We start from the raw sequence: 12578 nt of genomic DNA, 5'->3' as shown, positions 1-12578 counted from the left end.
TATGGATATGGTTGCCAAATCATTGGGGGAAGAGAACAACACAGGAGGTATACATCCATTAAAGTTTACACTGTGGTTGCTTATTATTAGTATAATTATGATGTTTGCAGCCTTTACGAGCGCATATTTAGTGCGTCGCGCAGAAGGCAACTGGTTAGAATTCGACCTGCCAAATATCCTGTTGATTAACACAGTTCTGATTGCTTTGAGTAGTGTGACCATGCAACTTGCGCACAATGCTGCAGCTCAGGACAACATTGGCAGACTGCGCCTCATGCTGTACCTGACATTCGGATTAGGCATCGCCTTTCTGATTGGTCAGTGGAACGGATGGGCAGAACTGGTGAACAATAATGTGTACTTCGGGGGTGAAGCTAGTAACCCTTCAGGTTCATTCATGTATGTATTAACAGGTGTACACGGTTTTCACCTGATTACCGGCCTCATTTATGTGGCAGTGGTAATAATGTCAAGTTTACGTTACAAAGTTCACTCGAAGAGCATGCTGCGAATTCAGTTATGCACCATTTATTGGCACTTCCTGGGTGGTCTTTGGCTATACTTGTATATATTTTTGAGATTAAATCACTAAACACGTTTTTTTCAATACTAAACTATGTCTACATCAACTACGCTGGAAGAACCTAAAACAGGTACATGGGATGGTGGTAACGAACCACTAAAAGCGAGCTATGGGAAACTCATGATGTGGTTTTTCCTGCTTTCTGATGCTTTTACTTTTGGTGCATTCCTGATAGTTTACGGTCTGTCCCGTCACAGCCACCTGCCTTACAACGGTCGTCCAGAAGACTTTCAGTTCTCTACCGAATGGTGGCCTATACCTGAGAAGGTGTTCAATGCTTTCCCTGGTTTCCATGGTGTAGATCTGCCGCTTGCATTCGTGGCCTTGATGACCATGATCCTCATTTTGAGTTCCGTAACGATGGTACTGGCTGTGGAAGCCGGTCACCGTATGGATAAAAATGATGTTCAAAAGTGGATGCTGTGGACGATCCTGTTTGGCTCTATCTTCTTAGGTTGCCAGGCATGGGAGTGGGCTCACTTTATTACCGGTACTGATGAAGGTATGCTGTTAGCTGACGGTTCACGTATTTATGGGGCGAACATGACGATGAACCAATACGGTCCACCTTTGTTTGCTAACCTTTTCTTCTTCATCACGGGTTTCCACGGTACGCACGTTTTCACAGGGGTAATCCTTTTAATCATGGCGTTCATCAACACTGTGAATGGCGTATACCACAAACGTGGCCATTATGAAATGGTAGAGAAAGTTGGTCTTTACTGGCACTTTGTAGACCTGGTATGGGTATTCGTATTTACCTTCTTCTATCTGATCTAATTCATAAACTATAAACTAACACTGCTGCAGCCCTCGCTTAAGGCGGGGTTGCCTCTTAAAAAATAAAGCATACTATGGCAGCTCACTCGGATCACTCCAACGATTTTCACCAGGCAGGTGAAATACCTAAAGCGCAGACAAAGGTTATCTGGAAAACGTTTTTTATCCTGGTAGCATTAACAGCGGTTGAGTTCCTTTTCGCCTTTACAATGGATGCAGGTACGCTACGTAATGCGATCTTCATTATCTTAACCATCTTTAAGGCGTTCTACATTGTGGCTGAGTTCATGCACTTAAAGCATGAAACGAAGGCTTTGATTTGGGCTATACTTATACCTATGGCCCTTATTATATGGCTTATGGTAGCACTAATTTCGGAAGGAAGCTACTACTTCGATTCGGTAAGAAATTACTTCAACTAAGTACACTGATTATGAGTAATTTAAAGGCACTAATATTAGGGATCCTACTATTAGTGCCTCTTCTTATTTTTATATTTATCGGCAGCTTTGGTGAACACCACTACACACTCCGTAAATATTTTCCTCAGGTAACTGCCACTGGCGAAGTCATACGCGATGCCCAGGGCGATACACTTTTTAACCAGGTGCCTGCTTTTGAGTTTACTTCGCAGCAGGGTCAAACAATCTCTCAGAACGAGTTGGATGGTAACATCTATGTAGCTGACTTTTTCTTCGCGACTTGTCCTGATATTTGCAAAGCCATGTCCTCGCAGATGGTGCGTGTTCAGGAGGCATTTCATGACGAAGAGCAGGTCAAACTGGTTTCCTTTACAGTTAACCCGGAACATGACACACCAGAAGTGTTGCGAGAGTACGGAGATCGGTATAATGCCGATCCTGCGAAGTGGTATTTTCTGACTGGTGATCGCGATCGTATCTACAACTTAGCTCAAAAAGGCTTCTATTTGCCAGTCATGAAAGTAGAGGGCCAGCAGGATTTCATACACAGCGAGAAATTCATGCTCGTGGATAAAGACAGGTATGTAAGAGGTATTTATGATGGTACCGATAAAGAGGACGTAGATCGCCTGATACTGGAAATTAAAGTTCTTTTAGATGAATACAGCAAATCAAAATAGTCCAGCTACTGGCAAAGACAGAAAATTCTTGGTGGTAATAGCTATTTTGTCTGTTGCCATACCTGTGGTGGTGGCGATGCTGTTCTTCATGCCAAAGGAAGGGTCAAGCACAGCTGATGTATCTTTTCTGCCAACCTTGCACGCCATTTTGAATTCTATTACAGCCTTTGCCCTGGTAATCGGTTATTATAACATCCGCAAAGGCAATATAAAGGTGCATCGTGCGGCCATGGCAACAGCCTTTGGCTTATCTGCTATTTTTCTAGTATCCTACGTCACTTATCATTTTCTCGGAGAGCGAACTATATATGGTGGCGACGGCTATTTGAAGCTCTTCTACTATTTCATTCTCCTGACACATATTGTGTTAGCTGTGGTGATTGTGCCGCTGGTACTTCTGTCCATGTACTTTGCCTTGTCTAATCAGTTTGCACGTCACCGTCGTATATCAAAGTGGACCTTTCCGATCTGGCTTTATGTAGCCGTGACGGGAGTGCTTGTTTACATTATGATATCTCCGTACTATTCTTAGAACCAGGAACAGTAAATGCTTGTTTTATGATCATGAAGAGCCAACTATTAAGAATATTTTTTGCAGGCCTGCTGATGCTTACCCTTAGTTTAGTATCTACAGAGGCCTACAGCCAGTGTGCGATGTGCCGCGCCACGGTAGAGTCTAACGTCGGAACCGGGAGTACTGACTCCGACTCACAGGTAGGAGCAGGCTTGAATACAGGTATACTTTATCTCATGTTAATTCCTTATGTGCTGGTAGGTACAGTAGGTTTCTTGTGGTACAAGAGCAGCCGACAGAAAAAAGCTAAAATGGCTTAATCGAAAAGCTCTTTTGGAACTGCCTGGTTAACCAGGCTACCTATTAAGATTTGAGCATGTGACTCAACATTAAAACCACTTGCAGGCTTTGTAACCTGTATGTGGTTTTATTTTTTAATTGTCTTCTGAATTCTGGAGTGAATTTTGATCCGTTTTGTTCATGTAATTCGCTGTGGTTCCAGAATTAATAATGACTTGGGGCTGTTGCTTACATTTTAGCTGCTTATAAGTCATGCTCTTATAACGCGAATTGCTTAAATTCGTGGATAATCCTTGCTGCATTGAACCGGAATATTGCCCCAATAGTCTTATTTGTCCTTGCTGTGCTGTGCTTTGCGGCAACAGCTTTTTTGCATTATAGGGTGCCGGCCTCCTGGCTTCAGGCAGATAAGGAGCAAACTCAGCAGCAGATAGCGCAACGTGTGCAGGCGCTGTTATTAGATGCACAGGAGGAGGCAACCCAACTGAGTGGTCAACTGCAGAAAGACCAGATAAGCTTTTCAGAGCTACTCTCCAAAACGCATTATCCTACTTTTGTATACAAGAATGGCCGCCTGGTGTACTGGTCAGACCACACGGTTATACCTGACCTGGATCTGCCGCCAACACTTCGTTCCATTTCCACCATCCGAAACAGTTACGGCATTTTTGTGGTCATGCCACATCGTGTTGGTGACTATCATATTTTCACCTACATACCATTGCATATTGACTATGGTCTAACCAATGACTACCTGTCATCAGGTTTGCAGAAAAGCATTTTTGGTAAGGCAGAGGTGCGTCTGGTATTAGACAATCCCGGGCAATTGCCACAAGTGAAGACCGCTAAGGGAGAGTTTCTTTTCGCCGTGGACCATGGATCAGATAGGATAGACGCAGGTTTTGACAACCTGCAACTTATTCTACTCACCTTAGGGATCATTTTTTTTGTCTGGTTTAGCATTTCATTCAGCAGGATCTTTTTAGAGCGTCAGCGCTATACGGAAGGTATTGTGCTCCTGTTACTGCTACTGGTAGGTTTCCGGTTTACGCTTTTATTCCTCAACCTCCCGTTTCTGATCGTAGAGACGGAGTTGTTTGATCCGCGCCTCTATGCTGCCTCTTTCTGGTCTCCCTCGGTGGGTGATCTCGCACTGAATGTATTACTGCTCGTCGTAGTAGCCTGGGCTGCTTATTACTTATTCCATAAGAACGAAGTTTTATCCACTGTCAAGTCCTACTCGCCGCAAAAGAGCAAACTTGTGCTTGGGATTGCCATGCTTGCCTTCTTTGTCTTGCTGGCTATTCTGTTCCGCTTCTACTATGGTATCTACCACAACTCGCCCTTGGCACTCGACATCAACCAGTCTATTGCGCTGGAGCGGTATAAGCTGGTGATGTATAGCCTCATGTTTTTGCATACTGTGGCGCTAAGCTTCTTTGCCTTCATGCTGGCCTCGGTAGTCAATGTACTGTTGCGGAAGTCAAGTGGCTGGTGGCCTTATAAAGTTTTGCTGGGTATAGCAGTTGTACTGACGCTGCTGGCACTTGTATGGGGTGTGCGTTGGATTCCTGTGTTGCTCATCGGTACTGTGTTCTGGATCATCATTCTGCTGGCAGCGCAGCATCGGCAGGCGATTAGTTTGCCTTACCGCACCTACCTCTTTTTCTTTTTGATCATCGCCGTCAGTAGCCTGACGGGTGCTGCCTCGCTTTACACACACTTCCAAAGTGAGTTGTTGGCTTATAAGCAGAAATTTGCCTTCGACCTGATGCAAGGCAACGATGTGTTGGCTGAGTACCTGCTGGAAGAAGATGTGGCAGTGCGGGTGTCAGAGGACGTGTTGATCCAATCGAAAATGAAGGGCCCCTATGTCGATGCTTTCTTTATCAAACGTAAGATATCGCGCCAGTTTCTGCCAGACTATTTTGATAAGTATGAAGCCAACATTCTTTTGTTTGACAGCCAGGGCCGCACACTCGAGAGCGCCGATACGACAGCAGCCACACTGGATGAACTTCGGCAGAAATACGCAACCGCCCGTAACAAGACAGAATACGAGAACCTATACCTGGTTAATGACCCGGCACGTCCGCACACCCGTTTTTATTTAAAGCTGATCGAAGTGCCGCTGGGTACGCAGTTGTATGGTACCATCGTGCTTCAGTTGAGTCTGAAAGAGCTGCTCCCAAACAGCTTGGTGCCGGAGCTACTGGCAGGACAACAGCATCAGCAGCCGTTTAGAGCAGATATTCTGAGCTACGGCATTTATGAAGAGGGCAGGCTGACTTACAGCGAGGGGGAGTTCGACTATGCGACTAATTTCGACCGAAATCAACTAGATCAGAATGAGCTGTATCGTCAAGGGGCAACCGAGGAGGGCTTTCATCATTTGGGTGTAAGCACCGATTCCGGTCCCACCGTGATCATCACAACAAGTAAGTACGGAGCCCGCGAAGTGCTTTCGAATTTTTCATTTCTGTTTCTATACTTTACCGCCTGTCTGATCGTGGTGGCCTTGCTGTACATTTTGCTGAACAGGGAACGCCTGCGTGATTTTCAACCGAACTTCAGTACCAAGATTCAACTTTTCCTGAACTTCGGTATACTGCTCCCTTTGATGCTGGTGAGTATCGTGACGGCCAGTTTGGTAACGGGCTCTTACAAGAAAGACTTGCTTTCGTCTTACGAGAAAAAGGGAGAGGCCATTCAGGACCATTTGAGCAGGCCAACAACGCTGGAAGTGTTGCCAGATCGTAACCGCCTGCTTCGGCGTGTGGCCTCTATCGCGGCATTGTCCGAGGCCGATGTCAGCCTCTATGATCGTAACGGGCGCCTACTGGTAACCAGCCAGCCACTCATTTTTGAGTCGGGTCTACTTTCTAAGCTGATTAATCCATATGCTTACGCAGCTATATCAGAGCGGCAGGCCTTGCGGGTGCTGTTCGATGAGCATGCTGGTAATCTGAGCTTCAACGCGCTATACCTGCCACTGCGCCCGGACAACGATCCTGAAAAGCTGATCGGCTTTATTGGTATACCTTTCTTCGATTCGGAGCGACAGCTTGATCTCAAACTGATTGAACTGATTACGACGACGATGAACATCTTCACCGTGATGTTCATCGTGTTCATCATCCTGACCTTCTTTGCCTCCAGAGCCCTGACGGTACCGCTGCGCATGCTGGCCGACAAGCTGAAGCACACCTCCCTGACGGGCAAGAACGAGATGCTGGCTTATGAAGGGGCCGATGAGATCGGAATGCTGGTGAATGAGTACAACCGCATGCTGCTAACGCTGGAGCAGAACAAGGTAGAGCTGGCGATGCGCGAGAAGGAAGCCGCCTGGCGGGAAATGGCACGTCAGGTCGCACACGAGATCAAAAATCCGCTCACGCCGATGAAGCTTTCGCTGCAGTACCTTCAGAAGGCCATTGCAGAGAAGAACCCGAACACGGAGCAGATGATCAACAAGATCTCGCATACGCTGATCACGCAGATCAACATCCTTAGCGACATTGCAACGTCATTCTCCAACTTCACTTCTATGCCCGAGCCAAAAGCCGAGCTCATGGATTTGGGAGCTGCGTTACACAAAGCCGCTGACCTGCACACAAATCCAGCTTCCGTGAAAACGAAACTGCGTATGCCGGAGGAGCCGGTAATGGTGATGGCCGACGAGGCGCTGATGGTGCGGACCTTCAACAATTTGCTGCTGAACGCCATTCAGGCGGTACCTGCCGACCGGAAGCCTATGATCAAAATAGACTTGAAGGTGGATGGGAATAATACGGCGCTGGTGTCCATCGCCGATAACGGGAGCGGTATACCTGCCGAAATTCAGCACAAAGTATTTATACCTAACTTCAGTACCAAGTATACGGGTTCAGGTATAGGATTGGCTGTTGCCAAAAAAGGAATTGAAAACGCTGGCGGTCGCATTTGGTTTGTGACAGAAGAAGGAGAGGGGACGACGTTTTACATTTCTTTACCGTTGGCCACCGCATGATCCGGTGTCTGGTTACCGGCATCCTGCTGTTGCTGCTGTGCCTGCCTGTGCTAGCCCTGGCCCAGGCCCCCATGAATAACCGACACTGTAAGTGGCTATACCTGACTGACTACCCGCAGCAGCTTGATACCCTGACCATTGACGTTAACACCATTACGCTGGTGGGCCCTTACAAAGATCAGATCAAATTTGACTACAACTATTATACGCACGAGTTCAAGCTAACTGAGTTTCCGGCTCCCACTTACCAGATCATCGATACACTGGGGACCATGGTTCCCATACCTGACTCGGTGCTCGTGTGCTACAGAACGCTGCCGCTGAGCCTGGCCAAACCCGCATACCGACGCGACATCATGAAACTGGACCGGAGCGGTTCGCCTAAAGAGCTGTACAAAGAGGACTTTGCGCAGCGTGAAGAAATCTTCAAGACTCCCGGGCTGAACAAAACGGGCAGCATATCACGCGGTATTTCCTTCGGTAACACACAAAACGTGTTTGTAAACTCAGCCCTGAACCTGCAACTCGATGGTAAACTGACTGACGACATTGAAATTACGGCAGCTATTACCGACCAAAATATACCTTTTCAGCCGGAGGGCAACACGCAGCAGTTAAACGAGTTTGACCGGGTATACATCACGCTCAAGCACAAGCAGTGGCAGCTGTCGGCGGGGGACGTGGTACTGCGTAGCAAGCCGTCTTACTTTATGCAGTTTTACAAAAACGTACAGGGCGGTGCCTTTGAAACTACTTTTGGAAAATCACCGGAAAAACTGGGCACTACCACAGTCGCAGCCTCAGTCTCGAAAGGAAAGTTTGCCTCGCAGGCCGTGGAGGCATTGGAAGGCGTGCAGGGACCCTACCGACTGCGAGGGCCAAATAACGAGCGATTCATCATCGTGCTGGCCAATTCGGAACGTGTCTTTCTGGACGGCCGTCTGCTGACCCGCGGCTTCGACTTTGATTATGTGATCGACTATAACCAGGCTGAGATCACCTTCACGACACGCCACGTCATCACCAAAAACTCCCGTATTCGGGTAGACTTTGAGTATTCTGACCTGAACTACAGCCGTAGCATTTACCACGCCAGCCACTACCAGCAACTGGGCAAGATGCAGGTATACGCCAACTACTACAACGAGTCCGACAATCCGAACAACCTCCTGCACCTCGACTTACGGGACGATGAAAAACGCCTGCTCGCAGGTATAGGCGACAGCCTGAACATGGCCGTTACTCCGGGAGCGACACAAGTGCCTTTCGATCCGGCGCAGGTGCTGTACGCGCAGCGCGACACTTTGGTGGATGGTATACCGCAGCAGATGTATATGTTCTCCAGCCATCCGGATTCAGCCATATATAATGTGCGGTTTTCGGAAGTGGGGACGAACAGAGGCAACTATGTAGCGGCCAATAATGCAGTGAATGGCAGGGTATACCGCTGGGTGGCGCCGGTCAATGGCGTGGCGCAGGGTAACTACGCGCCCGTGCGTATTTTGCCTACGCCTCGCAAGAAACAGCTGATCACGCTGGGTGGTAACTATGAACTGGAGAAAGGCGTGAATTTCTTCCTGGAAGGTGCCGCTTCGCAGAATGACCTCAATCGCTTCTCCCGACTTGATGCCATGGATGATAATGGGGCCGCCATGCGGGTAGGGTACGCTGTGCAGGACCGGCAGCTTTCGCTCCTGGGTAAGTACCGCCTCAACAGCACGCTCAACTACGAGTATACGGATGTGAACTTTGAGCCCATTGACCGCTATCGTCCCATTGAGTTCGACCGCGACTGGAGTCTGGGCAACCCGAATCAGAAAGCCGAAGACCATATCTTTCATTTTTCGGTAGGAGCGGTGCGGGATCCGCAAAATCTGATCAACTACCGCATCGGCCGCCGCTACCGGCACCAGCAGGTGGATGGTACCCAGCACCAGCTGGATCTGAACCGTGCGTTTGGCAAGCTGGAATTGCGCAACAGCTTCTTCATGCTTAACAGTGACCAGGCCACCCGTGAGTCGGAGTGGTATAGGGGCGATGTGGGGGCCAGGTATAAACTCGGCAAAATTGAGCCCGGCTACGTGTACCGCTTCGATAAAAACAAGCTCACTGCCCTTGGCACCGATTCGGTGACGGGTTCCGCCATGTACTTTGACGAGCATGTGTTTTTTGTGGAGAGCCCTGATACTGCCAAAACCCGCTTTCGGGTAGACTACAGCTACCGTACCGACCTGCGCCCGACGGTGCAAGGAGAGATGGGTACGCCGGAAGTAGGCCAGACCTACAACGCCATGCTCCAGCGCAAATATGGCCGCGACAGCGACATCGCCCTGCAGGCCACTTACAGAAATCTGGAACTCGAGCAGGGGCAGGATGAAGAAACCGTGCAGTCGCGCATAGACTGGAACACCTCTTTTCTGGATGGCAGCTTCCGATCCGAAATGAGTTACTCAGTAGGCACAGGTCGTGAACTGAAGCGCATCTTTGTTTTCCGGGAAACCATGCCGGGGCAGGGCACGCACTACCTCCGCGATGAGGGCAACCCGAATGACCTGAACGACTACCTGGAGGCCCAAACAGTAGATCAGCGCCGATTCGTTAAAGTGTTTTTGCCAACAGATGAGTACATCAATGCCTATACCAACCGCTTCACCTACCGCCTGAACAGCAACGTGCCCCGCAGCTGGCGTAGCGCCGAAGGCTTCAAGGGCTTCATGGCTAAATTCTCAGCTCTGAGTTTTGTAAGCATCGACAAAAAGACGACGGATGATGAAGTGATGAATCGCTTTAATCCGTTCAGCGAAGATTTCGAGGATGAGTTTCTGATCTCCCTGATCAAGTCATTGCGCAATACATTCTACTTTAACCGGAGTAACCCTAAGTATGGCCTGGAATATACGGTGCAGCAGAATCAGCAGAAGTCGCTGTTGGCGAACGGTGCCGAAACCCGAAGCGTGGGCAACCACCAGCTAATCGCTCGCTTGAACCTGAACGAAGTGCTGAGCTCCAAGATCAGCCTGGCCCAGAACGTGCGCGATAACCGGTCTAATTTCCTGAGCTCGAAAAATTTCAGTATTGTATCAAATGAGCTTACGCCGGAGCTGGCGTATCAGCCCAATGTCAAGTTGCGTTTCACGGGCACCTACCAACTGGCCCTGCGCGAAGACAAGCTATCTCCCGCAGATGCGGAGCAGCAGGCTACCTTCCATGAACTGGGAATGGAGACAAAACTAAGCCAGGTGAGCAAGCGCACCGTATCCGGTCTCGTGCGCTGGGTGAATATCGAGTTCGACGGTGATATGAATTCCTATGTCGGGTATGAGATTCTCAATGCCCTGCGTCCAGGTAACAACCTGACCTGGTCCTTTAACGTGCAGCAGCGACTGAGCAACGGCCTCAATATCTCACTCAACTACGACGGTCGTAAAGCCAACAGTGTAGGAGCGGTACACACGGGGCGCACACAGGTGTCGGTGCTGTTCTAGTTTACCCGCTTACTTTTAAGTAGCCTGGCATTGATCAGATCCATCAAAGTAGCCCGGTAGCTTGACCCCATCGGCACTACGCAGCCATTACTTAGCATAATCTGGTTTCCCTCAACGGTCTTGACTTTGGGTAGATGCACAATGAAGGATTTGTGTACCCGGACAAAATCTGTAGCGGGCAGGTGCTCTTCTACTTCCTTCATGCTCAGGTAGGTGGTCAGCTTTTCGGTTGCCGTTTGAATACGCACGTAATTTTGCATCGCCTCCACATAGCTGATCTCTTCAAAATTCACCCGCACAAACTTGCCTTTCACATCCGTTTTGATGAAAAAGTAGCCATTACTCTGTTCTGCTGCAGGTATAGCCTGCTTTGGCTGCTGGTTTTCCTTCACCTTGGACACAGCTTTGAGAAAGCGCTCGTAGGAAATGGGCTTGAGCAGAAAATCAACCGCATTCTTTTCGAAAGCCTGGTAAGCATAATCCGGGTAGGCGGTGGTGAAGACAACTGTGGTGCGGCTGTTGATCAGGCCGGCCAGGTCCACACCCGAGAGTTGGGGCATGTCGACATCCAGAAACGTGATGTCGGCTGTCAGTTGTCCTGAAATAATGGCATCGAGGGCGAGTAGCGGGTTCTCCTCGGCGCCTAACAGTTGCAGACCGGGTGTGTTTTGAATATACCTCGACAGTACCTCAAGCGCATGGCGCTCATCGTCTACTACATAGCATGTAATCATGTCAGCTTTATTTTAAGGTGCACAGCATGTCGATGCTCGTCTTCGTCTATGGTCAGGGTATAGTCCTGTTCATCGTAAAACTCACTGAGGCGGGTTTTAGCATTTTGTATACCGATGCCATACCCACGTCCGCCGTGGTGTTTGCGCTTTTTGTTGCTGGTGTTGAAGTGGAGCATATCCTGTTGATGCGCAACCGAAATGCAGGCAGCCTGACTAGGGTCAGTGAGATCGCCGTGCTTGAAGGTGTTTTCTACGAAAGTGAGCAGGAGCAACGGAGGAATCTTGCCTTGCAGCCTGCCACTACACTTCATTTGCAGGTGAAGTGGGTAGCTGAAGCGAAGCTGGTTGAGCGCAATGTATTTCTCGATATGCTCCACTTCATGCTGCAGGTCGGTTTTCCCGTCATCGTGTACACGCTGCAAGGCATAGTGCATCACCTCTGAGAGCAGCAGTACCCCTTCCGAAGCCTTAGGCGAAACATCCTGCACCGAATTGTAAATAAAGTTGAGCGTATTGAAGAGCAGATGTGGACTGATTTGAGCCTGCAGCAAAGCGTTTTGGGAGCGAATAAGTCCTTTTTCAAGTTCGGCTTTTTCACGCTCAGCCTGCAAACGCTCCAGCTCCATCTGATTAATGCGCTTTTGGTTTTTGATTGTCTGGCGCAAAAACCAGTAGGCTGTGCTGAAACTCAGGAAATAAAAGCAACGCCAGGTAACCCGAAGGTACCAGATTTTGTCAGGGCTAAAGCCCCGGGGAGTTTCACGTAAGGGGTTAACAAGTTTCTCTATACCAAACTGCATGAGGAGGTAGGCGCCTATAATGGCAGGTACCAACTCAAGTAACAGAAGAAGCTTGTTGTGCCTGAGTGTATAATGTAGGACAACGTGTGCGAAAAAATAAAAGAGGCCAATATTGAGCGTATACCAAATCATCCACTCCCACAAAGCCGTGATGTTAGGATTGATGAGCGTGACCAGCGATACCTCATAAAAAATGAAGACGGCCCAACCTAGGACGTGGTATAAGATGTGGCGGTATTTTACCCTTTTAAGCATCCCTAAAACAACGCAT

General features: G+C 48.7%; 10 protein-coding genes. 8 read left to right on the top strand and 2 right to left on the bottom strand.

The genetic code is table 11. From position 1 onward, the window contains the following. Window position 1: 1 nt before the first annotated feature. From C8E01_RS07310 to C8E01_RS07275, 8 genes are all read left to right on the top strand, one after another. Window positions 2–592 (top strand): cytochrome c oxidase subunit 3, encoded by a 591-nt coding sequence (locus C8E01_RS07310; protein WP_116542721.1) that lies wholly within the window; start codon window positions 2–4, stop codon window positions 590–592. A gap of 24 nt (window positions 593–616) precedes the next feature. Next, window positions 617–1363, top strand: a complete 747-nt coding sequence (locus C8E01_RS07305) for a cytochrome c oxidase subunit 3 (RefSeq protein WP_116542720.1) — start codon at window positions 617–619, stop codon at window positions 1361–1363. A 74-nt stretch (window positions 1364–1437) separates the two neighbouring features. Continuing rightward, window positions 1438–1785, top strand: coding sequence for a cytochrome C oxidase subunit IV family protein (locus C8E01_RS07300; protein WP_116542719.1), 348 nt, complete (start codon window positions 1438–1440; stop codon window positions 1783–1785). 11 nt (window positions 1786–1796) lie between these two features. Further along, complete coding sequence (locus C8E01_RS07295) at window positions 1797–2465, top strand: SCO family protein (protein ID WP_116542718.1); 669 nt, start codon at window positions 1797–1799, stop codon at window positions 2463–2465. Continuing rightward, on the top strand, window positions 2443–2997 hold the full coding sequence (locus tag C8E01_RS07290) for a DUF420 domain-containing protein (RefSeq protein ID WP_116542717.1): 555 nt from the start codon (window positions 2443–2445) through the stop codon (window positions 2995–2997). The genes C8E01_RS07295 and C8E01_RS07290 overlap by 23 nt, the downstream gene beginning before the upstream one ends. Before the next feature lie 32 nt (window positions 2998–3029). Next, the gene (locus C8E01_RS07285) at window positions 3030–3299 is read left to right on the top strand and encodes a hypothetical protein (RefSeq protein WP_317046898.1); all 270 of its coding nucleotides are present in this window, start codon (window positions 3030–3032) and stop codon (window positions 3297–3299) included. Between the two features lie 350 nt (window positions 3300–3649). After that, entirely contained in the window at window positions 3650–7288 is a 3639-nt protein-coding gene (locus C8E01_RS07280) for a sensor histidine kinase (RefSeq protein ID WP_243409470.1), read from the top strand. Beyond that, a complete protein-coding gene (locus C8E01_RS07275; RefSeq protein ID WP_116542715.1) occupies window positions 7285–10773 on the top strand; it encodes a hypothetical protein in 3489 nt (1162 codons plus the stop codon). The genes C8E01_RS07280 and C8E01_RS07275 overlap by 4 nt, the downstream gene beginning before the upstream one ends. Here C8E01_RS07275 and C8E01_RS07270 read toward each other — a convergent pair. Together C8E01_RS07270 and C8E01_RS07265 are read right to left on the bottom strand one after the other, a co-directional pair. Further along, entirely contained in the window at window positions 10770–11507 is a 738-nt protein-coding gene (locus tag C8E01_RS07270; RefSeq protein WP_116542714.1) for a LytR/AlgR family response regulator transcription factor, read from the bottom strand. The genes C8E01_RS07275 and C8E01_RS07270 overlap by 4 nt on opposite strands. Continuing rightward, window positions 11504–12562, bottom strand: a complete 1059-nt coding sequence (locus tag C8E01_RS07265; protein ID WP_116542713.1) for a sensor histidine kinase — start codon at window positions 12560–12562, stop codon at window positions 11504–11506. Before C8E01_RS07265 ends, C8E01_RS07270 begins: the two co-directional genes overlap by 4 nt. Between the last annotated feature and the right edge of the window lie 16 nt (window positions 12563–12578).

It is taken from the genome of Pontibacter virosus, from assembly GCF_003096355.1.
GTDB lineage: Bacteria > Bacteroidota > Bacteroidia > Cytophagales > Hymenobacteraceae > Pontibacter > Pontibacter virosus.
This window is presented reverse-complemented; position numbering and strand designations above follow the sequence as displayed.